The 22,872-nt window shown below is 47.2% G+C and carries 21 protein-coding genes and 3 tRNA genes; 9 read left to right on the top strand and 15 right to left on the bottom strand.

What is annotated here, in order from left to right:
- Positions 1-9 precede the first annotated feature (9 nt).
- From V7S65_RS08125 to V7S65_RS08115, 3 genes are read right to left on the bottom strand one after another with little or no spacing between them, the layout of a single operon-like run.
- Positions 10-1,359: a DoxX family protein gene (locus V7S65_RS08125; protein WP_336388594.1), complete on the bottom strand. Its 1,350-nt coding sequence runs from the start codon at positions 1,357-1,359 to the stop codon at positions 10-12.
- Between the two features lie 26 nt (positions 1,360-1,385).
- The gene (locus V7S65_RS08120) at positions 1,386-2,747 is read right to left on the bottom strand and encodes a RagB/SusD family nutrient uptake outer membrane protein (RefSeq protein WP_079471820.1); all 1,362 of its coding nucleotides are present in this window, start codon (positions 2,745-2,747) and stop codon (positions 1,386-1,388) included.
- A 19-nt stretch (positions 2,748-2,766) separates the two neighbouring features.
- Entirely contained in the window at positions 2,767-5,901 is a 3,135-nt protein-coding gene (locus tag V7S65_RS08115) for a SusC/RagA family TonB-linked outer membrane protein (protein ID WP_339545496.1), read from the bottom strand.
- A gap of 412 nt (positions 5,902-6,313) precedes the next feature.
- Here V7S65_RS08115 and tkt point away from each other — a divergent pair, with 412 nt between their 5' ends.
- Both tkt and V7S65_RS08105 read left to right on the top strand, forming a co-directional pair.
- The gene (gene tkt, locus V7S65_RS08110) at positions 6,314-8,389 is read left to right on the top strand and encodes a transketolase (RefSeq protein WP_336388596.1); all 2,076 of its coding nucleotides are present in this window, start codon (positions 6,314-6,316) and stop codon (positions 8,387-8,389) included.
- A gap of 9 nt (positions 8,390-8,398) precedes the next feature.
- Positions 8,399-9,145: an HAD-IIB family hydrolase gene (locus V7S65_RS08105; protein ID WP_336388597.1), complete on the top strand. Its 747-nt coding sequence runs from the start codon at positions 8,399-8,401 to the stop codon at positions 9,143-9,145.
- Here V7S65_RS08105 and V7S65_RS08100 read toward each other — a convergent pair.
- The 5 genes from V7S65_RS08100 to V7S65_RS08080 all read right to left on the bottom strand — a co-directional run bounded on the left by V7S65_RS08100 (position 9,133) and on the right by V7S65_RS08080 (position 12,741).
- A complete protein-coding gene (locus tag V7S65_RS08100; protein ID WP_336388598.1) occupies positions 9,133-10,137 on the bottom strand; it encodes a glycoside hydrolase family 130 protein in 1,005 nt (334 codons plus the stop codon). The two genes, V7S65_RS08105 and V7S65_RS08100, sit on opposite strands and share 13 nt — an antisense overlap.
- Before the next feature lie 32 nt (positions 10,138-10,169).
- Entirely contained in the window at positions 10,170-10,703 is a 534-nt protein-coding gene (locus V7S65_RS08095) for an FEKKY domain-containing protein (RefSeq protein ID WP_336388599.1), read from the bottom strand.
- 121 nt (positions 10,704-10,824) lie between these two features.
- Positions 10,825-10,901, bottom strand: a tRNA-Arg gene (locus tag V7S65_RS08090).
- Positions 10,902-11,045: 144 nt separating this feature from the next.
- Positions 11,046-11,119, bottom strand: a tRNA-Arg gene (locus V7S65_RS08085).
- A gap of 209 nt (positions 11,120-11,328) precedes the next feature.
- Entirely contained in the window at positions 11,329-12,741 is a 1,413-nt protein-coding gene (locus V7S65_RS08080) for an aminotransferase-like domain-containing protein (RefSeq protein WP_336388600.1), read from the bottom strand.
- A 95-nt stretch (positions 12,742-12,836) separates the two neighbouring features.
- On the opposite strand from V7S65_RS08080, the gene V7S65_RS08075 reads away from it, so the two are divergent.
- On the top strand, positions 12,837-13,289 hold the full coding sequence (locus V7S65_RS08075; RefSeq protein ID WP_336388601.1) for a GNAT family N-acetyltransferase: 453 nt from the start codon (positions 12,837-12,839) through the stop codon (positions 13,287-13,289).
- 71 nt (positions 13,290-13,360) lie between these two features.
- Here the strand turns inward: V7S65_RS08075 and V7S65_RS08070 are convergent, their stop codons facing one another.
- On the bottom strand, positions 13,361-13,981 hold the full coding sequence (locus V7S65_RS08070; protein ID WP_336388602.1) for a rhomboid family intramembrane serine protease: 621 nt from the start codon (positions 13,979-13,981) through the stop codon (positions 13,361-13,363).
- Positions 13,982-14,011: 30 nt separating this feature from the next.
- Complete coding sequence (locus V7S65_RS08065) at positions 14,012-14,485, bottom strand: 23S rRNA (pseudouridine(1915)-N(3))-methyltransferase RlmH (RefSeq protein WP_079471812.1); 474 nt, start codon at positions 14,483-14,485, stop codon at positions 14,012-14,014.
- Positions 14,486-14,608: 123 nt separating this feature from the next.
- Between V7S65_RS08065 and V7S65_RS08060 the strand changes: the two genes are divergently transcribed.
- Positions 14,609-14,682 (top strand) — tRNA-Arg (locus V7S65_RS08060).
- A gap of 76 nt (positions 14,683-14,758) precedes the next feature.
- On the opposite strand, the gene V7S65_RS08055 is transcribed toward V7S65_RS08060, so the two are convergent.
- The gene (locus tag V7S65_RS08055) at positions 14,759-15,508 is read right to left on the bottom strand and encodes a response regulator transcription factor (RefSeq protein WP_336388603.1); all 750 of its coding nucleotides are present in this window, start codon (positions 15,506-15,508) and stop codon (positions 14,759-14,761) included.
- A 772-nt stretch (positions 15,509-16,280) separates the two neighbouring features.
- Between V7S65_RS08055 and V7S65_RS08050 the strand changes: the two genes are divergently transcribed.
- Complete coding sequence (locus V7S65_RS08050; RefSeq protein WP_336388604.1) at positions 16,281-16,817, top strand: GNAT family N-acetyltransferase; 537 nt, start codon at positions 16,281-16,283, stop codon at positions 16,815-16,817.
- 70 nt (positions 16,818-16,887) lie between these two features.
- Here the strand turns inward: V7S65_RS08050 and tilS are convergent, their stop codons facing one another.
- Both tilS and V7S65_RS08040 read right to left on the bottom strand, forming a co-directional pair.
- The gene (gene tilS, locus V7S65_RS08045; RefSeq protein ID WP_336388605.1) at positions 16,888-18,225 is read right to left on the bottom strand and encodes a tRNA lysidine(34) synthetase TilS; all 1,338 of its coding nucleotides are present in this window, start codon (positions 18,223-18,225) and stop codon (positions 16,888-16,890) included.
- Positions 18,226-18,249: 24 nt separating this feature from the next.
- Complete coding sequence (locus tag V7S65_RS08040) at positions 18,250-18,561, bottom strand: tetratricopeptide repeat protein (protein WP_336388606.1); 312 nt, start codon at positions 18,559-18,561, stop codon at positions 18,250-18,252.
- 136 nt (positions 18,562-18,697) lie between these two features.
- On the opposite strand from V7S65_RS08040, the gene V7S65_RS08035 reads away from it, so the two are divergent.
- The 4 genes from V7S65_RS08035 to ispE all read left to right on the top strand — a co-directional run bounded on the left by V7S65_RS08035 (position 18,698) and on the right by ispE (position 22,119).
- A complete protein-coding gene (locus V7S65_RS08035; RefSeq protein ID WP_111578129.1) occupies positions 18,698-19,438 on the top strand; it encodes an electron transfer flavoprotein subunit beta/FixA family protein in 741 nt (246 codons plus the stop codon).
- Positions 19,439-19,474: 36 nt separating this feature from the next.
- On the top strand, positions 19,475-20,446 hold the full coding sequence (locus V7S65_RS08030; RefSeq protein WP_079471805.1) for an electron transfer flavoprotein subunit alpha/FixB family protein: 972 nt from the start codon (positions 19,475-19,477) through the stop codon (positions 20,444-20,446).
- A gap of 189 nt (positions 20,447-20,635) precedes the next feature.
- Positions 20,636-21,235, top strand: coding sequence for a bifunctional nuclease family protein (locus V7S65_RS08025; RefSeq protein WP_079471804.1), 600 nt, complete (start codon positions 20,636-20,638; stop codon positions 21,233-21,235).
- Positions 21,236-21,309: 74 nt separating this feature from the next.
- Positions 21,310-22,119, top strand: a complete 810-nt coding sequence (gene ispE, locus V7S65_RS08020; RefSeq protein WP_336388607.1) for a 4-(cytidine 5'-diphospho)-2-C-methyl-D-erythritol kinase — start codon at positions 21,310-21,312, stop codon at positions 22,117-22,119.
- Between the two features lie 3 nt (positions 22,120-22,122).
- On the opposite strand, the gene rplT is transcribed toward ispE, so the two are convergent.
- Both rplT and rpmI read right to left on the bottom strand, forming a co-directional pair.
- A complete protein-coding gene (gene rplT, locus V7S65_RS08015) occupies positions 22,123-22,467 on the bottom strand; it encodes a 50S ribosomal protein L20 (protein WP_336388608.1) in 345 nt (114 codons plus the stop codon).
- Positions 22,468-22,515: 48 nt separating this feature from the next.
- Positions 22,516-22,713, bottom strand: coding sequence for a 50S ribosomal protein L35 (gene rpmI, locus V7S65_RS08010; protein WP_079471802.1), 198 nt, complete (start codon positions 22,711-22,713; stop codon positions 22,516-22,518).
- Positions 22,714-22,872: the final 159 nt, after the last annotated feature.

Genomic DNA, 22,872 nt, shown 5'->3' with positions numbered 1-22,872 from the left:
ATAATTGGTTTAAAGTTTTAACTTCCTGTTTCGTCCCCCTCCGTTTGCCACTTCTTCTAACAGGTATTTTTTATTTACTTTTTCCAGTACTACATAGATAGAATCCCTGCTGTAAGTGGTGCCTGTGAGGATCACCCGGTTTGTATCCGGCCGCGAATAGTGCAGCGACAAGGTTTCCGCCGACAACGCGGGATGCCTGTTTTGCAGCGTGAGCAGGTGTTGTGTGGTATCGGCTGCATAACTGTAGTAATGCCTGCCGCTGGTACCTTCTATTTCGTATAGCCGTTCCGCGTTATCCCGTTTCACCAGGTGCAGATTATTGGAATCTACCAGTGCCGGTTTGTTGGTGCGGATGCTGATCGTATTCCATTCTTCAAACACTACATTGCGCCAGCGAAGGGAATCCGTTAAAGAATAAGCGAGTGTGTCGCCATTGACAATAAACGTGGCCACGTTATATAACCCGCTGATCGCCGGTAATCCTTTAGTGGTGGGATACTGGTAAGGGTCGTGTTTGGCGCCCACGCCTGTTTTTACGCCATAGATCACCACAAAGAAAAGCAGGAAGGCTGTCTTCAAAATCCATCTGCCGTTTTTCCGGATGCCTTCAAACACCGGTTTAAAAGTAGCCGCTGCTGTTGGCTGTTGTAAGATGAGCAGGCGGATGATCCGTTGCAGATCAAAGCTCAGGATAACGAAAGCGTAAGTGATCAGCAACAGGCTGTATACCTGGTCGCCCCCTTCGTATGCAAGGTTGGACATGAAGATGTTGCCGCAAAAGATGAGGAACATGAAAGCGCCGATAGAAGCGGTTTTGCGGAACAGCAGCAGCAATGCTAACCCGATTTCCACGCCGCCGAGAAACAGTTCGTAGGAAGGTACGATACCCAGGCTCAGCGAAAATAATTTCCAGCGGTTAAAATCACCATACGGTGTATTGAGGCTGCTCAGCGAGGGATAGGGCGCCTGCAACGCGTACAGCTTCAGGAAGCCATAGGCCAGCAATGCGAGTGCCAGCCGGTACCGGAGGATCACACGCAACCAGTAAAAGGCTTCGTCGTAGGTGCGTGTCCGTTGGCGGTCGGTGTAAGTCCACACGGTAGCGCCGGCTACTGCAATTATCAGCAGTATGCCCCAGTCGGCATACGTTGCAGGCCCCGCGCCAAAGCGTGTTGTAAAGTTGGCCAGGTTAAAAATATCTTCATAATGAAGGTTAAAAATGGGAGTAGAAAAAAGGTAACTGTAAAACTTCCAGTCGAACGGCAACGCCTGCAACAGGAAATAAATAAATATTACCCTGAACCCAATCTTTTCATAGTCTTTCCAGGCAGGAGTTTCCGCGGTTATGACATTACTCATTGGTGATTTGTTATAAGGTGATAAGATCAGTAACCATCATTTTGTTTCAGATTGCCGTTCGATAATGTGACTTCGTTGGCCGGGATCGGAAATACATATAGCTGAGGATTCGTGATATTTAAAACGGCGCCTGCGCGTTTGGTACGTACAAGGTCGAACCACCGGTGAGGTTCCAGTGCGAATTCTATTCTCCGTTCATTTTCAATAGCCAGCAGCAGGTCATCTTTTCCGATCAGTTCCGTCACCGGTGTGAGCCCGGCCCTGTCGCGGATGCTGTTGAGATCTTCGCGGGCCAGGTCCGTTTTACCCAGCTGGGCGCGTGCTTCTGCGCGGATCAGGTACAGCTCAGCAATGCGGATAACATAGGCAGGATCGGTGGCGGGGCTTCTGTAGTACAGGTTACCATACCACAGGCCGGCGGAGGTTTTAGCAACCAGCGCATTGCGGTTGCCGCCTGTTTTCGGATCATTTACCAGCGTGATAAACGCGTCCGACGGCGCCCATTGCCGGGTACCGCCGTTGGCGGGCGGCTGCCAGTAGTTGCGGTGGCCACTCAGGTAAGTAGCGCTGTACGACAGCTCAAATACTGATTCCTTTGTAGCGATGGCGCTGGCCGGTGAAAAGAAAGCGCTGTAAGGCTTCAGCAGAGAATAACTTCTGGTATCGCTGATTACTTTGGTGGCATAGGCTTCTGCCTGCGCCCAATCCGACTGGTACAAATAGTAGCGTGCTTTCAGCGCCCAGGCGGTTTGCTGGTTTACCCTTACCGGGTTGGGTGTTTGAGAAGGCGGCTGCAGCAGGGAATCTGCCGCATTCAGATCGCTCAATACCTGCTGGTATACCTGCGCCTGCGTGCTGCCTTTTACATCCAGTTTATCGGAAGCATTGAGTGTAGGCGTTAACGTTATCTGCACATTTCCCCAGGTGCGGGCGAGATCAAAGTAGCTCAGGGCGCGGATAAAGTACGCCTCTCCCACTGCCTGGTTCTTTTCTGTGGCAGAAAACGTGGCATCCTGCAAACCGGGTACTTTTGCAATCACATTGTTGGCGCCGTTGATAGTAGCGTAAATAGCCGCCCACACAGTTTGCAGGTTGCCATTGTCCGCATTTATTTTATGGGTGATAAACTGCTGAATAACCGACTGGGAGCCGGTCCACTGCACATTATCACCAGGCAGGTAGCCGAAGGTCTGGAACAATGCGCCGTAGTAGCCGTCGCTGCCCAGCTTCCGGTATACGCCTCGCAAGGCAGTATTGGCGGACGTTTTATCAATGATCGTTTGTTCGTCAGATACACTATCCCGTGGTTCCACGTCGAGAAATTTCTTGCATGACAAAGCTGTCAGCGAAAGAAAGAAGAGCGATATATATTTCCGATATGCTTTCATATAGGAGAATTAAGAGCGTTTAAAGAGTTACGTTTAAGCCAAACTGTACACTGCGCGGTTGCGGCGGTGTGCCAAGATCCAGTCCCTGTACGGTTTGTATACCGGTTACGTTTGATTCAGGATCCAGCCCGGTGTATTTGGTAAGCAGCCAGAGGTTATTACCGGTGAAGTATACACGCAGCAACTGGATATGCAGTTTTTCGCTGACAGACTTGGGAATGGTATATCCCAGTGTGAGTGATTTGAGCCGCAGGAAGGAACCATCTTCCAGGAAGCGGTTATTCTGATCAATGGTGTAGTTAAGACCGTAAGCTGTGAGGCGCGGTACATCTGTGATGTCGCCGGGTTTCTGCCAGCGGTTCAGCTGATCGGCAAACAGTACACGGTTGGCATCGCGGGTGCCACCTCCTTCTCCGAAAAATTTGTTCAGGTTATATACATCGTTGCCATACTGGAATGACAACAGCACGCTGAGATCAAAACCTTTATAGGAAACGGTATTGCTGAAGCCACCATAGAATTTCGGCATAGCGTTACCCATTACCTTACGCGCAGACACAGGAAGCTTGCCATCTTTCTCGCCTTCAAAGATTACGTTACCGGTTTGCGGATCCACGCCCAGCTGGTTGTACAGCCAGAAGGAATACATGGGTGAACCTTCCTGCATAATGATCCAGTCGCGATTATACTGGTAAATCGGTGTTGGCAGTTTTTCAATGCGGTTGGTATTACCGGCAATATTCAGGCTGCTGGTCCAGGTGAAATTACGGGTGCTGATATTGGTAGTATTGATCCCGATTTCATATCCTTTATTGCTGATTTCACCGGCGTTGCTATAGATAGAAGTAAAGCCGGAAACGCCTGCCTTAGGCAGTTGCAGCAGTACATCGCTGGTGTATTTGTAATATACATCTGCGGTGATATTGATACGGCCATTGAATAATCCGAGGTCCACTCCGCCGTTGAGCTGACTGGTTTTTTCCCAGCGCAGGTCGGGGTTGGGCAGCTGCAAAGGCGCCGTGCCTGGCTGATCGCCGGTGCTGTTGTCGGGGTAGCCTGCACCACCGGACCACAGTCCTTTTGCCGCGAAGTTGCTGATACCGGATTGATTCCCCGTGATACCGTAGCTGGCGCGAACTTTCAGATCGCTGATACTGTTCACCGACTTCAGGAAATTTTCTTCCTTGAGCCGCCAGGAGGCGCTGACGGAAGGGAAATACCCCCATTTATAGTTGTCGCCGAACTTGGAAGAACCATCTGCGCGGATGCTGGCTTCAAAATAATATTTACCTGCGTAGTTATAATCAATCCTGGAGAAGAAAGACGACAACGTGCTGCGGGTCCATGTTTGCGTAGCAGTGCGGGTAGCAGCAGCGGAAATATATTTGTAGGAATTGTTAGGGAAACCGGTGCCCTGTGCAGCTGTTAATGTTTCCGTATTACTCTGGATGGTGTTGCCTACCAGTACGCCGAAGAAATGTTTTTCTCCTGCATGTTTGCGCCAAGTAAGTGTTTGTTCATTGATCCAGGAAGTATTCTGTGTAATGGCAGAAGTGGCCAAACCGTTGGTGGGACTGGCTCCCAGCTGGGTGAGGTTATTCCAGTATTCGGATTCATTGTAATTGTTATAATCGATGCTGATATTACTGTGAAACTTCAGATCCGGCAGCAATGTGGCATCGAGGTAAAGGTTACCGATATAACGGAGGCTTGTCGTGTGTACGTCGTAGTTATCGATGAGTACCTGCACGTTATCAAAGCCTGCCCACCGGGCGGGTGTACCGTCGGGATTTGTTTCCGGGAGATAGGTAGGCGTGTGTAAGGCCGCCTGTAACAAACCTCCCTGCGGACCATCACCTGCGCGGCCCTGGCTGCGGAAGCTACGCGAGAAGCTGTTGCTGGAACCTATGGTCACCTTGTCATTCACGCGCTGATCGATATTCAGTTTAAAGCTGGCTCTTTCAAAGGAAATGGGCCGGAGAATAGACTCCTGCTTCGAGTAGCCGCCACCGAAATAATACTTTGTTTCGCGGTTACCACCGGAAAGCGACAGGTTATAATTCTGGAGCGGGGCTGTCTGGAAAATTTCCCCGAGGCGGTCGTAGGTATGCTGATCCTGCGGCAGTCCACGCGGGGCAGGCGATTTATCCGGATTATCATTCAGCGCGCGGAAAGGCTGGTAGCTGTATTTGGTGATGCCAGCCTTATCGTTAAGGGCGGTTGCATCTGCCAGGGAGTTGCGGTAAAACTCATTGACCAGCGTAGCATGTTCCGGCCCCGTGGTGAGGTCCCACATTTTGGGTGCCCAGGCCACGCCTGCCGATACATCTGCAGTTACTTTGGCTTTACTGTTATAATTGCCGCGACGGGTAGTAACAATCACCACGCCGTTGGCGCCCCGGGAGCCATAGATGGCTGTTGCGCTGGCATCTTTCAATACCTCTATATTTTCTATATCGGCAGGATTGATATCTGCCAGCGGGGAGCTGGACCGGCCGCCGGTGTTTACCGTTTGCAGGCTGGAATTATTCGTAAATACGCCGTCGATGATGTATAGCGGATCATTGTCGGCGTTGATGGAGGTAGTACCGCGTACCCTTACAAACACGCCATCGCCGGGAACGCCGGTATTCGAATTAATTTGTACCCCGGCGGCCCTGCCCTGCAGCTGTGCATCAAAGCTGGCTACCGGAACGGTTACCACGTCGCTGCCTTTTACAGAGGAAATGGCGCTGGTAAGATCCCTTCTTTTCTGGGTACCATACCCTACTACCACCACGTCGTTCAGTTGTGTACTGAGCTCTTCCAGGGCGATGTTGCCGGCATTGGACTTATCGGCATATACTTCTTTGAGTTTATAACCCAGGGAAGAGATCTGGTAGATGACCGGCACTTTCTGACCGGTAAGAAACGCGAACTCCCCGTTTGTACCGCTCTGCACCTCATGGGTGGTGCCTTTGATATGTACAATAGCGCCGGCGATAGGTTGTTGTGATTTGGCGTCGATAATTCGTCCGGAAAGGGAAATGTTGTTTTGAACGATGTTCCTGTGCGCAGGTTTGGTGGTGTCGGCGCTGTGAGGTGCGCGCAATTCCTGCGACCATGCGGTAGCCGCCAGCAGCAGCCCGCAGCTGCATGCAATAGCAATTTTCATTATCTTTACTTTGGTATGAAAAAATGAGGCCGGTGAAAGCAGGTAACTGCCATCACTGTAAAATGTCTCCAACAGCCTTGATTACCAGCCGGAACTGCGTCAACAGTTCCGGCCTTTTTATTTCTGATTGATGCTTCCTAACATCGGTTTGCTGAATACTCCACGCAGCAAATTTTCCTCATTAAGTGTAATGATGTATCCATGTCGGTATTTTTTGAAAGATAAACGGGGTATGTCAACAGGTGGATGAATTTCCCCTAAAGCGGACCCGGAAAGCCTACGAAGTACAATAATACAATATTTTTTGAAAAGTCTATAGTTTTAGTAGACTAATTAAAAAATAATACGGCAACCTTCTGCGCATGAAGTTTGTTGACCTATGTGTGATCATCTTTTACAAAAAAAGAATACCATGACCAACAACACTTCTCTTATTCCCAATCCTGCTGCGTTGGATGAGCTATGTATCAATACGCTTCGTTTCTTATCGGTGGATGCCGTGCAGAAAGCAGACAGCGGACATCCCGGGCTGCCATTGGGAGCGGCGCCGATGGCCTATGTATTGTGGACCCGGTTCCTGCGTCACAACCCTTCAGATCCGCACTGGTTTAACCGCGACCGGTTCGTTTTATCTGCCGGGCATGGCTCTGCATTGTTATATAGTTTGCTGCATGTTACCGGGTATGATTTACCGTTAGAAGAACTGAAACGGTTCCGGCAATGGGGCAGTAAAACGCCGGGGCATCCCGAGCGGGGTTTGGCGCCGGGCGTGGAAGTAACTACCGGTCCGCTTGGACAAGGCTTTGCCAACGGTGTGGGCCTTGCCATGGCGGAAGCCTACCTGGCAGAAAAGTATAACCGTCCGGGTGATGCAGTAATTGATCACTACACCTATGCGCTGGTAAGCGATGGCGACCTGATGGAAGGCGTAGCCTCCGAAGCCGCTTCCCTCGCCGGCCATTTACGGCTCGGCAAGCTGATCTATTTATATGATGATAACCGGATTACCCTGGCATCTGCCACACCGGTTACCTTTACAGAAGATCACGCCAAACGGTTTGAATCGTATGGATGGCATACCCAGAAAGTAGCGGACGGCAACGACCTGGAAGCCATTGATGAAGCGATCCGCAATGCGCAGGCGGAAACAGACCGGCCTTCTATCATCCTGGTGCGCACGCATATTGGTTTTGGTTCCCCGAAACAGGATACTACCGGCGCGCATGGTTCTCCACTGGGACCTGAAGATGTAAAACTGACGAAAGAAAAACTCGGCTGGCCGGTAGCACCGGATTTTTTAGCACCTGCGGAAGCCCTGGATCATTTTCGTGCAGCCGTAGACGTTGGGAAAACATTATCTTCCAAATGGGAAGAGCAAATGATCATCTACGGGCAAAAATACCCGGAGCTGGCAAAAGAATTACGTTTGCTGATACATGATCATATTCCGGAGGACTGGGATAAGGATATCACTCCATTCCCGGCAGATCCTAAAGGACTGGCCACCCGTGCTGCTTCCGGGAAAGTGATACAGGCATTTTTTAAACACCTTCCCGGCTTCATTGGCGGCTCTGCGGATCTCAACACCTCTACCAATACAGAATTAAAGGACGCCGGTAATTTTGAAAGTCCGGCGATGAAGCAGGGCGACCTCCAGGGCGCAGCCGGCGGCGTATGGGGATACGACGGCAGGAACATCCAGTATGGTGTGCGTGAACACGCTATGGGCGCTATTTCCAACGGTTTGGCAGCACATGGAGGTATTATCCCCTATTGCGCCACCTTCCTCACTTTTTCAGATTATATGCGGCCATCGATCCGGCTGGCGGCACTTTCAGAGCTGAAAGTGATCTATGTTTTTACGCACGACAGTATTGCGATGGGAGAAGACGGCCCTACACACCAACCGGTGGAACTGCTGGCCGCACTTCGCGCCATACCCCACCTGGTAGTGATTCGTCCGGCAGATGCCAATGAAACCATTGCAGCGTGGCAAATAGCGATACTTGAACCGGACAAACCGGTTGCATTGATCCTCTCCCGCCAGGCGGTGCCTACATTGGATCGCAGCAAATATGCAGCAGCCAATGGCCTGCGCTATGGCGGTTATATCCTCGCAGATGCGCCCGATGCAAAGCCTGAGCTGATCCTGATAGCCACCGGCGCTGAAGTGGATTTAATTGTGGCCGCACAGGAAAAACTACAATCATTCAATATCGCGGTGCGCACCGTATCCATGCCCAGCTGGGAATTGTTTGAAGCGCAGTCGCCGGCATACCGCGACCAGATACTTCCTCCTGATGTCACCAACAGGATAGTGGTGGAAGCAGGCATTTCACAGGGCTGGCACCGTTATGCGGGTGACAAAGGCGAAATTATATCCATCGACCACTTTGGGGCATCCGCACCGGGACCAGTGTTGTTACGCGAGTTTGGATTCACGGTAGAAAATATCTGTGAACATGCACTGGCCTTATTAAAAAAATAACTATCACAAATGAAGAAGCTGGTGGTATTTGACCTGGATGGCACGTTGGCGCAAAGCAAGTCTGCCATTGATGAAGAGATGAGCGGATTATTATATTCACTGTTAACTGTGGCCAGGGTAGCGATTATTTCTGGCGGCGCCTGGCCACAGTTTGAGCAGCAGGTGCTGGCAAAACTGCCTGACGAAAAAGGGCTGGAACGATTATCCATTCTCCCTACCTGCGGCACGCAGTTTTATGAGTATACCGGCAAATGGCATAAACTATATGCGGAAGATTTTACCACAGCAGAAAAAAAGAAAATCACCGATGCTTTGAACGAAGTGGTAAACACGCTGGGTTACAAGGCGGCTAAACTCTGGGGGCCTGCTATAGAAGACCGTGGCAGCCAGATCACTTTCTCTGCATTAGGACAGGAAGCACCGCTGGAAGAAAAGAAAAAGTGGGACCCTGACTTTGCAAAGCGGCAAAAAATGAAAGCATTGCTGGCGGGTATCATTCCTGAATTTTCTGTGAGCCTGGGCGGCACTACTTCGGTAGATATCACCAAACCCGGTATCGACAAGGCTTACGGCATCCGTAAACTCCGGGATATTTTAGGTATCCCTATTGAAGAGATGTTGTTTGCGGGAGATGCTATTTTTCCCGGTGGCAATGATTACCCGGCAAAAGAAACCGGCGTGGCCTGTATCAAAGTGCGTGACCCTGATGAAACGAAACGGGTAATAGAAACGATTATAGCCTGCTATACAGGATAAGCCAACAATTCATTGAGCAATGCGGTTAAGCAGATGGTTCCGGCGGCGATCACCTCATCGCCGGCGCCATAGTAAATATAGAGGGTATCATCGAATACGACCGTGCCCGTAGGAAAACAAACATTGTCCACATCTCCCCTGATTTCCCAATCCCGCTCCGGTACCAGTATTGGGTAAGGTAACCGCGCAATTTCCTTCATGGGATCATCCAGATCGAACAGTGCAGCGCAGCCAACGTATACGTACCCGCCAGGTGTTTCATGCACGCCGTGGTATATGAAAAGCCAGCCGTGCGGGGTTTCCACCGGCGGACAGCCAGCGCCCACATAACTCATTTCGTGTTTATACTTTGGCGTTAGTATGATATGATCCTGGAGATGGAGATAATAATCTTTCCAGAACTCCGGGGTGAGGTCAGCTATTTCGTTCACCGCCACCAGTTGTATATGCGGTTTGATACGGTGCAGAAAATAGAATTTGCCGTTAATCTTTCTAGGAAAAAATACAACGTCCTTATCCCATAAACGGGGATTAAAATCGTTGTACCGGATATATTTTTCATCCAGCGGCGCATTGGTTTCCGCGAGTTGTTTAAACTCGGTGAAGTCCATCTGCGCCACTATCAGCCCGTGCTTTTCGAATTGCAGACCATCTGAAGAAGTAGCCAGTGCTGCACAGGCGCTCACGCCATCGTAAGCGGTATAGGTGAGGTAGTATAACCCATCGATATGCACCACGCGCGGATCTTCCAGTCCTTTGGCCTCGTAATCGTGTTCCGGAAATAAAATGGGTTTGTCCAGGCGTTGTTCTATTGTAAGCGGATCGCTTAATTTACAAAAACCAATACTGGAGTGATTGCCTTTCCGCACTGCCCGGTAGTAAAAAAGCACCTGGTTTCCCGCCCTGATAGTGGCTGGATTCAGCACGCCTTCGTTTTCAAATTCCAGATCGCTTTGTTTCAGGAGTATGCCTTCTTTTTTGATCCGTATCATAATTCCCGGTTTCCGTTTGGGTAAAACAATTATCAGTTTGTCAGCAGGGAAACTTTATATTTCGGATAGTCCACCAACAGCTTGTAAAAGATAGTATTTTTTAGTGATCCGGAAACGATTACCTTATAAACGCCTTTTCTTCCGGTGGCAGCCCAGGCATAGTGCAGGCTGTCGTTATGCGTTTTTAATTCCTGTTCTTTACGCCAGATGTACAACTGCTGATTTACCAGTTGCTGCGCCCTCTCCGGCGTAGCGAAAACCGCATCTACTTCCTGCTGGTACCTGCTTCGCCAGTTGCTGCCGTATCTTGCTTCCATCCTCTTATTGGCTGCGTCATTTACACGGGCCACGCTGTCGATCAGCGCCTGATCGATGGTACACTCTCCTACCGTATAAAAAGCAAAGCCCCATTTTCCGGCAATGGCCTGTTCCACCTCCACTCTTTCCACGTCCGGGAAGCCGTAGGTAAGGAAGCAGATCTTCTCTTCCGTATGATTGTTTTGCGGCTGAGCCACGGAGGTAGCCGAGATCAGTATAAGAACGGCGGATGCGAGTAGTGTTTTCATGGTTGTGTTGGCAAAAGACAGCAATAGGTAGCGACACCTAAATATATACTAAATATAAATAATATAAATATCCGCACATAAAAAAAGGACGAACCGATGTAACTCGTGTTCGTCCTTTAGTTGGTGACCTCATCTGGATTCAAACCAGAAACCTTTTGATTCGTAGTCAAATGCTCTATTCAGTTGAGCTATGAAGCCGTTTTCCCGTTTCGGGATTGCAAATGTAGAACAATTTTTTATTCTAACAAATTATTTTTCAATTTTTTATACCTGAGAGCTTTTCTTCAGATTTTTTCTTTTGACAGAAAATGCTGCAGTTAATGCAGCATTTCTATCTTTTTGTGACCTCATCTGGATTCAAACCAGAAACCTTTTGATTCGTAGTCAAATGCTCTATTCAGTTGAGCTATGAAGCCATTTCCCCGTTTGGGATTGCAAATGTAGGACTTGTTTTAAATTAAACAAAAAAAATTAGTACTATTTTTTCAGGAGGCTATCGTTAACGGGTACACGCAGTTTATGTACCTCCCTGCAAGCCGCTGCCATCAATGGATGGCGGCGATCATTCTTCTGTAAAAAAAATAATAGCAGGAAATTAAATTGATAAATAGCACCGGGCAGTAACTCATAAATTTGCAACCAATCTACCCAGCTGTTTCAATTTAAGCTGTACCTCTTCCGACCAGGGCAGGCCGATAGAAAGTCTCATGCAGTTTTCAAATTGATTTTGCATGGTAAACATCCTTCCCGGAGCAATACTGATCCTTTGTTTCATGGCACTGTCAAACAGTTCTGTAGTATTGATTTTTTTATTGAGCTCCACCCACAAGGCAAGCCCACCCTGTGGCCTGCTTGTTTTGGTACCTGCCGGAAAATATTCGGCGATGGCCTCTATATAGTGCTGATAATTGCTCTCCAAAGTGTGCCGAAGCTTACGCAGATGATTTTCATACCGCCCACTTTTCAGGAAGCCGGCTACTGCCTCCTGCGTAATTGCGGGCGAGGATATGGCATGCACCAGTTTTAGTTTCAGGATCTGCTCTTTGTATATACCAGGTGCTACCCAGCCTACCCGGTAGCCTGGCGCAAGGGTTTTGGAAACAGAACTGCACCACAGCACTGTACCTTCTTGATCAAACGACTTGCAACATTTGGGACGTTGCCTTCCAAAATAAAGATCGCCATAAATATCATCTTCGATAAGCGGAATGCCATGTCTGGCCAAAAGTTTCACCACTTCCTTTTTATGTTCATCAGGCATACAAGAGCCCAAAGGCGTATTGAAGTTGGGAACCAGCAAACAGAGGTCGATTTTGGGGATGGCTTTCTTCAGGGCATCCAATTCAATACCTGTAGCCGGATGCGTAGGCAGCTCCAATACTTTTAGCCCTAAACTACCCGCCAGTTGCAGGATGCCCGGATAACAAGGACTTTCAATAGCAATGGTATCCCCCCGCTTTCCCAGCGCCATCATACAAAAAGACAACGCATTCATTCCCCCGGCAGTAGTTACCAGGTCATTTTCATGGAGGCTCCCTCCCCATGATAAAGAGCGGGCAGCAATTACCCTCCGCAACTTTTCGTTGCCCTGCAACTGTTCATACCCAGTACCGCTATCGCTGAGTTCCCGGGTGGCATGCATTATTTCCTTATTCAGTTTTGCCAAAGGCAATAATTCACTGGACGGCGCGCCAACAGAAAAAAGCGTAAGGTTATTTTTACCCATATTGGCGTAGACTTTCCCGATCAATTCTGCTGGCTCTTTACTGTTACTGACCGGTGAAGGTTTGCTTACTTCCGGAAGCGGAAGCCTCTGATAAGGCAACCTGCTTACAAAGTACCCCGACTGTGGCTTTGATTCGATAAGCGATTGCGCTTCCAGTTCCAGGAATACCCTTTTGGCAGTGTTCATACTGATGTTGTGTTCCTGGCATAGCATTCTTACGGAAGGCAGGCGGTCACCCGCTTTTAAAACTCCGTTCCTGATCAGCTTTGCCATGTTATCTGATATCTCCACGTATAGAAAGTCGTTCTTCATAGGATAAAGATAACTGTGTCTATCAAAATACACAAAACTGTGACTGTACCCATTGAGCCGTCATGATTATTTTTGCATAAAAACTATACATAAATATGCCAGAAGTAATCATTAAAACGGGTAAGGAAAATATGGATGTTAAGATGATACATCGTTTCCTGCAGGAAGACTCCTACTGGGCCAAAGGCATTTCTTATGCGCTGGTAGATCATTCACTGACCCATTCATTTTGTACCGGCGCTTTTGTAAATGGTGAACAGGTAGGGTTTGGAAGAGTGATTACCGATTACTATACTTTCGGATGGTTCGCCGACTTTTTTGTATTACCCGCATACCGGGGGAAGGGCATTTCAAAAAAAATGTTAGCCTATATACTGGATCAGCCCTGGTCAAAGCGCTTGAGGAGGAAGATGTTGAATACAAGCGATGCACATGGCTTATATCGTCAATTTCAATTTAAGGATCTTGCTAACGCTTCCGGCTTACTGGAAATATATCATCCAACTGTTCACCTGGCATATAAAGAAGAAGCAGGCTTCAGCAGATAACCGGCCTGTATGGCAGCTTTTGAGACGGGCCGGCAGGAGCGGAAAATAACACTACTGCCGGCCGTTTTTATTTATCGTCCGAATCGTGGATGCCTGAGCGCTTCCAGGAAATAGGTTCCCAGTTCAGGATGGAAGATCAGTGGAAATACAATTCCGAATAATGCTCCCCACATATGCGCATCATGATTGATGTTGTCTCCGCCTTTTCTCGACATATACGCTGATAAAGCGAGAAATAAAACGCCATAAATTACCGCAGGAATGGGGATGAAAAATAAAAAGATAGTGTTCCACGGATCTATCATGATGGCGGTGAACACTACCGCGGAAATTGCACCTGAAGCGCCCAGGGAAGAATAACTGGAGTTGTTCCGGTGCTTTATGTAAGATGGAATATTCGCCACAATTATTCCCAGTATATAGTATAAGATATAAACCAGCTTGCTATGAAAAAGCTGCATGAATAAATTTTCAATGGCCGGTCCAAAGAAAAATAAGGTAAGCATATTGAAAATAAGATGCTGAAAATCGGCATGCACAAACCCTGAAGTAATAAAGCGGTAATATTGTTTGTAACGCTGTACCATATAGGGTTGCAGGCTCATCTTGTCCAGCTGGTCATAGTTCTTAAGGGCAGTATAGGAAACAAGACAGGTAATAATGATAATGATCAAACTGATGGAAAGCGTCATATAGCCGGTTTATTTAGATAGTAAAGGTACTTATTGATGATGATACTTTTCTCTGTTTAAAACTGTATAGGCACGATACAATTGTTCTGCAAAAATAAGACGCACCAGCTGATGCGGGAAAGTAAGCGGGGATAAAGACATTTTCAGTTGCGCTCTTTGCAGCACGGCATCATCGATACCAAATGCACCGCCGATTAATATGATCAGCTGCCGCGTACCTGCATTATTACGTTGTTGCAGGAAGTCGGCAAATTGCACAGTGGTCATCATCTTTCCCTTCTCATCCAGCGCCAGCAGAAAGTCGGTGGGCTGCAACATATCCAGGATAATTTTTGCTTCCTGTTTCTTCAATTCCGGAACAGATAAACTGGCGGCCTGTTTTACCGTCGGGATCAATTTCACCTCAAAATCCACGTAATGCTGCAGTCTTTTCTGAAAAACAGCCATCCCATCCCTGATGTAGGGATCATGTTCTTTTCCTATGCTCCAGAGTTGAATTTTCACTTCGTATAATAATTAAGCAATTGATGTAAAAGTAAGTGTAAATCAGAAGATTGCAGGATTTTTTTAACAACTATTTGGGATTTTCAAAAAATCTCCTACCTTTGGCATCCACTATAAACGCATGGCTCCGTAGCTCAATTGAATAGAGCATCTGACTACGGATCAGAAGGTTTCAGGTTTGAATCCTGACGGGGTCACGAAAGAAAGAGGCATCTTAACCGGTGCCTCTTTTTCTTTTATACGATGGAGACACTAAATTCGTTTAGCTACCCCTCAAATCAACTTACTTGCCACTGCAAACGACAACGCATCCATCACATTGCCCACCTCCAGCCGTTCAAAGATCTTTCTACGGTAATATTTCACCGTATCCGGAGCAACAAATAACTTCTCCGCAATCTGATCGATTGAAAAGCCCTGGGCGTGCAACCGCAAAACGTCCAGCTCTCTTTCCGTGAGCGAAGGCTTTACCAACTTCTGCCAGCTCTTTTTTCCAATGGATAGCTCCCACAGCTCGCTACTCCCCTGTCTGTAAATCCGTACATTCCCTGCAGCCTGCTGCCGCGATAAGGATACTACGCACATAGACTTCCACATCTTCCCCTCTGGTGTCAGGAAGAGCGGAGTTAGTTTATGATTGATGAGGATTTGTTTGCCGTTTTTATGGCGCAGATGAAAATCATAGGTAATACTGTAAAGTATTCGCTCCTCCACCGGGAGTTGCGCGTAGAAATCAAAGCCAGCTTCATTGAGCTCCGATAATAACTCCATGTCCTGGGGTGGGACCTGCCGGAAGTAAAATTCATAGCCCAGTTGCAATACCTCGGCCGCACTATACCCGCACAGGAAAAGCGGATTTTCTGAAACGTATTCGAAAGACATGTTCTTATAGTCGATCACATAGATACTCTCGTAGCTCAGGCGCGCAAAGGCCTTTACCGCCTCCAGGTAGTGCTGGCCGGTTTCCGTGATGTCTCCCAGCTTATTGGTGGTCAGTAAGGTAGAACCGGCGTTGTGCTTCATGTACAAAATTTACAGAAAACTAAATTTACACCCCGGTGTAGGCATTTACAAATTTTTTGTTTCGATTTTTGAGGAAAATACAATTGTAGCATGTCTCCTTTCGCCGGAACACCCCTGAATCCTATCAGCATAATACATTTTGACCTAATGCAACGCGGGTTTTACACGTGTTGCTTATTGTACCCGGGCTATCAATAACATTTACGCTAACAGCAATTCTTTCAGCAACATCAATAACCTGATAATAAAACAATAGAAATATGGAAAAGAAAAAGGCACTAACGTTTACTTTTAGTGTTGTAGCAATCATTTTAGGCGTAACATTGTTCAAGCAATTCGACTTCAAAAATTTAAAATTTGAGAATACAGGACTAGCCATTATTTACGCAACTGTGTTCATATTCTCAATATATCTTCTAATAAAAAAATCAAAAAACAAACAATAGGTCACAAAATGGGATGAGTCTAAAATTAATAGACTCATCCCATTTTCTTTTCCGGCGAAAGCATCCTGCTAAAATATGGAAGCCCTATCGGATCATGTAAAATTTCCCCATAAATTATAGGCAGTTTAATTTTAAAATCCTATTTTCGTGTCCTATGTTAAGTAACAACTTCATATATCGCCTCTCTGCAATAGCATAATAGCCCATTTCCGGGCGCTATACCACTGCCATAGACCTATGGCACGTTATCTATTTATTTATTATTGAACACGATCTTTTATCGTTTAAAGTTTTAACACTTGAACGATGAGATAAATATTTATACAATGACCGCACATTTAAATATCCGGAAAGAAACATCCGCTGACCATAAACATGTCTTTACCCTGATTACGAAAGCTTTTAGCGCTTTAGAACATTCAGATCATAAAGAGCAATTCCTGGTAGAACGATTAAGGAACTCGACTGCTTTTATCCCGGAATTATCCCTGGTGGCAGAAATTGATAACCGGATTGTTGGATACATTTTACTGACAAGAATCTACATCAAAAACGGTAGCGGGGAATGGCCATCATTGGCTTTGGCTCCGGTAGCTGTGGATCCTGATTTCCAGGGACTAGGAATCGGTGGGAAATTGATTATGACCGCGCATCGCATTGCAGCTGAATCAGGCCACAAATCAGTGATACTGTTAGGACACGCCGAATATTACCCTAAATTCGGCTATGTGCCAACAGTTAACTTTGGCATTTCCCTGCCCTTTGAAGTTCCTGTGGAGAATTGTATGGCTGTGGAACTTGTGCCAAAAGGACTGGAAGGAGTTTCCGGGACAGTTGAATATGCTCATGAGTTTTTTGAGTAACACACATTAACCTGGTCACCTCTCCGGACTGGCTTCCAAAATTGGAAGCCAGTCCTTTTAATAACAAATGTTATTTCGCAAAAGTGATACTAAGTATTGCTTTCGTTTTGGGCGTAATTTTCACACGGTCATCTACCCGCATTCCTACCAGCCACACGATACGTTTGTTGGATTCCAGCACCCATACATTTTCTTTCTGCGGCATTGATAACTTCTGATCAATCAGGAAGCGGCTTACCTTCTTCTTTTTGGGCATACCCAGCGGGTAAAAGTAATCCCCTTGTTTCCATTTTCTCAGGATCAGCGGGAAGCTAACCTGCGCGGCATCCAGCCAGGCAATTTCCGGCGCTGTTGGAATACCGGTGTTGCCCCGCTCCTGCTCACGGATCTGTAATTGTCCGCCGCCGAAGTGAATGTGTTGTTGTCCCGGTTCAATCACCACCAGCGGCGACGCTGCTGTTGCCAGCGGGGTAATGAGCAGCCATTGGCGGTTACGCACGATGCGGTGACTCGCAGTATCAACATAACGGCCGGACTCACTTTCCAGCAATGACAATACCTGCTGCGTTTGCGCGGAAGAACAGCCAAAAGTGCGGAACAGTTCCCAGGCAATTGTTTGCAGCGGAATTGTTTTCTGCAGCTTCAGCACCGGTACCATCCAGGTATTCCCCTGTTGAAACAGCAGCCGTTTACGATGCTTCGTTAATGCTTCCTGGTAAAGGATTTCCGCCTCCTTCATCCGCTCAATGGTAGCCGACATATTTTTCACCACACCGGGAAAAGCTTCCTGTATGCGCGGAATTACCTGGTGACGGAAATAATTGCGTGTATACTTGTCAGTTATATTGGAACTGTCTTCTACAAAAGATATATTATTCAAGGCAGCATAAGCTACGAGCCTGTCTTTCTCCGTAAATAACAACGGACGGATCAGGTGTTCCTGCTTTGGCAGAATACCATGCAGGCCGGCGATGCCGGTTCCTTTTGCAAAATTCATCAGCGCTGTTTCCACGCTGTCCTGCATATGATGGGCAGTAGCAACATACGCATATCCTTCAGCGGCGCGTATTTCTTCCAGCCACTGATAGCGCAGTTCGCGGGCGGCTACCTGTATGGTTACACGATGTTGGGCCACATAGGCATTGGTATCAAATTTCACCACGTGCAGCGGCAGTTCCAGGGTTGCGGCTATGTTCCGCACAAAGGTTTCATCCCGTTCAGATTCTTCGCCCCGCAGCTGAAAGTTGCAGTGGGCAATACCGGCACGGTAACCGGCTTTTTTAAACAACCAGGCCATTACGATGGAATCCACACCGCCACTTACGGCCAGCAGCACCTTTTGTGCAGGATCAAACAATTGCTGGCGGGAGATATAAGCAGCGAAATCAGTTACTAAATGTTGAGGCATGCGTTGTTTGTTGGATTAATAATATCAGTATACCAGGTCTTCGTAGGCCGACTGTAATTCGTTGTATGCATGTCTTTCATTACCTGCTTTGGCCATTACCATTCCTTTCTCATAGGTGCTGATGGCAGCGGCGTTATCACCTGCACGTTCCAGTAACTTCCCCAGGTGATAATAAGAACCTACATAGCCGGGTTCATGAGCCAGCAGTTCTTCGAACAACTGCCTGGCGGTTACGTCGTCGTTGAGCTTAATATATTCCAGCGCCAACGCATGTTTCAGGAAGCTGTCGTTAGGTGTGGCTGCCAGGAACTGCTTTATTTGTGCGATTCTGTCCATTCCGTTTGTTATTATTTAATTATACAATATGTCGATCTCTGACACTGATTAAAATCATCTTCCCTCTCTGCGGTTGGCGTATATTATTTAGATATATTTGCTATTACCGCATTTTAAAACAAAACAGTTTAAGGCCATGAAGATTTTAGTATGTATCAGCAAAACTCCGGACACGACTGCAAAAATAGCTTTCACGGACAATAACACGAAATTCAATGAGGCTGGTGTACAGTTTATTATTAATCCGTACGATGAATGGTATGCATTGGTAAGGGCGCTGGAGCTGAAAGAAACCATAGGGGCTGATGTGCATCTCATTACGGTAGGTGGTGCAGATTGTGATCCTGTGATCCGCAAGGCCCTGGCTTTGGGCGGAGACGAGGCATTCCGTGTAAATGCGGATAGTGCAGACAGTTACTATATTGCATCGCAGATAGCTGCGCATGCAAAGGATAAACAATACGATATTATTTTTACCGGGAAAGAAACCATTGATTACAATGGTTCCGGTATAGGCGGTATGGTGGCGGAGCTGCTGGAACTGCCCTATGTATCCATAGCTGCCAAATTTGACCTGAATGGTACAGTAGCTACCGTTAACAGGGAAATAGAAGGCGGAGAAGAAGTTTGTGAAGTATCGCTGCCGGTAGTTGTTTCCTGCCAGAAAGGAATGGCAGAAGCCCGGATCCCCAATATGCGCGGTATTATGGCCGCCAGAACCAAACCCCTGACGGTGGTGGAACCTGTTGCCGCAGATGCCCTCACTTCCGTAGTAAGCTTTGAACTGCCTCCTGCAAAGGCCGGCGTTAAACTGATCAGTCCTGATAACGTGGACGAACTGGTGAAATTACTTCACGAAGAAGCCAAAGTGATCTAAGGGTAAACTATCTCTCAACTACTAATTAAGTTATTCATGTCTATATTAATATTCGCCGACCAGGCACAGGGTAAAATCAAGAAAGCGGCGCTGGAAGCCGTGCAATATGGCGCCAAAGTGGCTGAACAGCTGGGTACTACTGCTACAGCACTGGTACTGGGTCCTGTTGACGCAGCCGAGCTGGCCGCACTGGGCAACTATGGCGCACAGAAAGTTTTACACGCAGCAGATGCCCGCTTACATGAAGTGGAAAGCATTGTATATACTAAAGCTATTGCTGAAGCAGCAGAAAAGGAAGGCAGTAAGGTGCTGATCTTCCCTCATAATTTTGATGGTAAAGCCATTGCGCCGAGAGTGTCTGCCAGGCTGAAAGCAGGTCTGGTGGCCGGCGCCATCTCCTATCCGGATACAACCAACGGTTTTGTGGTAAAGAAGAATGTATTCTCCGGTAAGGCTTTTGCCAATATCAATATTACCTCAGATAAGAAAGTGATTGCCATTATACCCAATACCTTCCCTGCGAACCCGGGAACTGCCACAGCAACAGTAGAAGCCTTCTCTCCCGCTATCAGCGATGCTGATTTTAAAGTGAAGGTGGTGAAAACGGAAACTGTGAGCGGCGAAGTGCCGTTAACCGAAGCGGAGGTAATTGTGAGTGGTGGCCGTGGTATGAAGGGTCCTGAAAACTGGGGAATCCTGGAAGACCTGGCAAAGGCGCTGGGAGCTGCAACTGCAAGTTCCCGCCCGGTAGCTGATGCAGGCTGGCGTCCGCATCATGAGCATGTGGGTCAGACTGGTTTAACGGTACGCCCCAACCTTTACATCGCGGTGGGCATTTCCGGCGCCATTCAGCACCTCGCCGGTGTGAACGGCAGCAAGGTGATTGTGGTCATTAACAAGGATCCGGAAGCGCCTTTTTTCAAAGCAGCAGATTATGGCATAGTAGGTGATGCATTTGAAATAGTGCCTAAGCTTACGGACGCAGTGAAAAAGCTGAAACAGCGCTAATCAAAGGGTTTACGGTATAAGAATTACGAGTGAGGTATTCAATTTTTAAGATCGTGTTGATTTTTCATTCGTAATTCCTGTACCGTAATTCTTATATCATAGATTTATCATTATAGATTTTTTTTAGATAAGGAATATTTTTCTAACTTCACGGTCTTACAAACTATTCAGCGACAACGCAAGACAGATATGAGAAAAATAGAACTGGAAATAGTTGCTTTATCGCACAGCATTACGCAGACTCATTCATATGCCGTGGTACTGGGAGAAGTAAACGGTTTGCGCCGTTTGCCTATTGTGATTGGTGGCTTTGAAGCGCAGGCGATTGCAGTAGCTCTGGAAAAAATGCAACCCAGCCGGCCTTTAACACACGACCTGATGAAAAACTTTATGAACGCCTTTAATGTAGAATTACAGGAGGTGGTCATTAGTAATCTGCAGGAAGGCATCTTTTACTCAAAGCTTATCTGTTCTAACAACGACGAAACAATAGAGATAGATTCCAGGACATCGGATGCACTGGCCCTCGCAGTTCGCTTTGGATGCCCTATTTATACTTTTGAAAATATCCTCAACAGCGCAGGGATCCTGCTGGATGACCCTGCCGGCAAGAAAACCAATAAGCCGGTAACCCCTACTATTTCAGAGCATGAGAAAGGTGTGGAAGATGACCTGAAAGCATTGAATGTAGAGGAATTAACGACCCTGTTACAGGAAGTGCTGGAACAGGAAGATTATATCCGTGCCATCGCTATCCGCGATGAGATCAACAGCCGCAAAAGCAAATAACCTTTTATTTCGTATACTCCCTGCAGCCGGCGGTGTAAAGACTGTAGCTGTTGGTTTGCCGTGCAATTAACTATATGATTGTATTTCCAAACTGTAAAATAAACCTGGGCCTGCATGTTACCGGTAAGCGCCCGGATGGTTTCCATGACCTGGAAACCATCTTCTACCCCCTGCCCGTTAATGACGCACTGGAGGTAATTACGCATACGCAGCTTCAGTTTGAAAGCAGCGGCATTCCGGTTCCCGGTGATGCAGCTGATAATCTTTGTATACGGGCATTCCAGTTGTTGCAGGCCGACTTTCCGCAATTGCAACCAGTGAACATTCATTTACTGAAAAACATACCCATTGGCGCCGGCCTGGGTGGTGGTTCTGCGGATGCCGCATTTATGCTGCAGCTCCTGAACCAGAAATACCAGCTGGGGCTTCCGGAAGCTGCGCTGGTGAACTATGCCGCTCAACTGGGCAGTGATTGCCCTTTTTTTGTTGTCAATAAGCCTTGCTATGCCACCGGGCGTGGAGAAATCATGGAGGAGATAACGCTGGATTTGTCCGGCTACTCCTTTTTGCTGGTACATCCGGGTATTCATGTAAATACGGGCTGGGCATTTAAGCAACTCATTCCGGGTACCCCGGTTCATTCGCTCCGGGAGATGATCCAGCTGCCGGTGGAAGAATGGAAAGATATAGTGACGAACGATTTTGAGGCGCCGGTGTTCCGGGCGCATTCCGTGCTGGGGGCGATAAAGGAGCAGATGTATGCTTCCGGGGCGATATACGCAGCGATGAGTGGTAGTGGTTCTGCGATATTCGGGATATATCCTAAAAACAAAATAGCTGACATCCTGTGGGATGCCAGCTACCGGGTATTTACTATCAGGTAAGTCTTACTTTACAGAAGCTACCAGTGCTTTAAATGTTTCTGGTTCATTCATAGCCAGATCAGCGAGAACTTTTCTGTTCAGGTCGATATTCTTACCGGCTAATTTGTTCATAAACACAGAATAGGTCAACCCTTCTGCTCTAACAGCAGCGTTGATACGGGCGATCCACAGCTGGCGATAGTTTCTTTTCTTTAATTTACGGCCAACATAGCTATAAGTGAGTCCTTTTTCAAGAACGTTCTTTGCTACGGTGTACACATTTTTTCTTTTACCGTAGAAGCCTTTGGCTTGCTTTAAGATCCTTTTTCTCCGGGCTCTTGAAGCTACGGAATTAACTGAACGAGGCATTTGCTTTGTTTTTTCTCAGGTTATAAAATTCGATTCTTTTGACAGATACTAGCGCATTCCGAGCATTCTCTTAACCAGGTTAAGATTTGCTTCATGAACCAGCGTACTACCTCTTAAGCTACGTTTTCTTTTCGTAGATTTTTTAGTCAGTAAGTGGCTTTTGAAGGCCATGAACCGCTTAATCTGTCCGTTCCCACCAACCTTGAACGTTTTCTTGGCACGGGAATGTGTCTTTACTTTGGGCATCTTACATCAAATTTGGTCTGCAAAGGTATGAAAATAATTTAATAAAGCACAGTCTCCTGCAAATAATTCAGCTCCCATCCTGAATGTGGATAACTTTTCTGATATTTTTTTACCCCCTTTAAGCAATTGACAATCAATTTTTCGCTAACCCATTCCTCC

The sequence above is a fragment of the Chitinophaga sp. CCNWYY40 genome (assembly GCF_037483205.1).
Lineage (GTDB): Bacteria > Bacteroidota > Bacteroidia > Chitinophagales > Chitinophagaceae > Chitinophaga > Chitinophaga ginsengisegetis.
This window is presented reverse-complemented; position numbering and strand designations above follow the sequence as displayed.

Excerpts from the sequence above, each read along its gene's own strand:
- V7S65_RS08125 (WP_336388594.1), bottom strand. The coding sequence starts at position 1,359 with ATGAGTAATGTCATAACCGCGGAAACTCCTGCCTGGAAAGACTATGAA.
- V7S65_RS08120 (WP_079471820.1), bottom strand. The coding sequence starts at position 2,747 with ATGAAAGCATATCGGAAATATATATCGCTCTTCTTTCTTTCGCTGACA.
- V7S65_RS08115 (WP_339545496.1), bottom strand. The coding sequence starts at position 5,901 with ATGAAAATTGCTATTGCATGCAGCTGCGGGCTGCTGCTGGCGGCTACC.
- tkt (WP_336388596.1), top strand. The coding sequence starts at position 6,314 with ATGACCAACAACACTTCTCTTATTCCCAATCCTGCTGCGTTGGATGAG.
- V7S65_RS08105 (WP_336388597.1), top strand. The coding sequence starts at position 8,399 with ATGAAGAAGCTGGTGGTATTTGACCTGGATGGCACGTTGGCGCAAAGC.
- V7S65_RS08100 (WP_336388598.1), bottom strand. The coding sequence starts at position 10,137 with ATGATACGGATCAAAAAAGAAGGCATACTCCTGAAACAAAGCGATCTG.
- V7S65_RS08095 (WP_336388599.1), bottom strand. The coding sequence starts at position 10,703 with ATGAAAACACTACTCGCATCCGCCGTTCTTATACTGATCTCGGCTACC.
- V7S65_RS08080 (WP_336388600.1), bottom strand. The coding sequence starts at position 12,741 with ATGAAGAACGACTTTCTATACGTGGAGATATCAGATAACATGGCAAAG.
- V7S65_RS08075 (WP_336388601.1), top strand. The coding sequence starts at position 12,837 with ATGCCAGAAGTAATCATTAAAACGGGTAAGGAAAATATGGATGTTAAG.
- V7S65_RS08070 (WP_336388602.1), bottom strand. The coding sequence starts at position 13,981 with ATGACGCTTTCCATCAGTTTGATCATTATCATTATTACCTGTCTTGTT.
- V7S65_RS08055 (WP_336388603.1), bottom strand. The coding sequence starts at position 15,508 with ATGAAGCACAACGCCGGTTCTACCTTACTGACCACCAATAAGCTGGGA.
- V7S65_RS08050 (WP_336388604.1), top strand. The coding sequence starts at position 16,281 with ATGACCGCACATTTAAATATCCGGAAAGAAACATCCGCTGACCATAAA.
- tilS (WP_336388605.1), bottom strand. The coding sequence starts at position 18,225 with ATGCCTCAACATTTAGTAACTGATTTCGCTGCTTATATCTCCCGCCAG.
- V7S65_RS08040 (WP_336388606.1), bottom strand. The coding sequence starts at position 18,561 with ATGGACAGAATCGCACAAATAAAGCAGTTCCTGGCAGCCACACCTAAC.
- V7S65_RS08035 (WP_111578129.1), top strand. The coding sequence starts at position 18,698 with ATGAAGATTTTAGTATGTATCAGCAAAACTCCGGACACGACTGCAAAA.
- V7S65_RS08030 (WP_079471805.1), top strand. The coding sequence starts at position 19,475 with ATGTCTATATTAATATTCGCCGACCAGGCACAGGGTAAAATCAAGAAA.
- V7S65_RS08025 (WP_079471804.1), top strand. The coding sequence starts at position 20,636 with ATGAGAAAAATAGAACTGGAAATAGTTGCTTTATCGCACAGCATTACG.
- ispE (WP_336388607.1), top strand. The coding sequence starts at position 21,310 with ATGATTGTATTTCCAAACTGTAAAATAAACCTGGGCCTGCATGTTACC.
- rplT (WP_336388608.1), bottom strand. The coding sequence starts at position 22,467 with ATGCCTCGTTCAGTTAATTCCGTAGCTTCAAGAGCCCGGAGAAAAAGG.
- rpmI (WP_079471802.1), bottom strand. The coding sequence starts at position 22,713 with ATGCCCAAAGTAAAGACACATTCCCGTGCCAAGAAAACGTTCAAGGTT.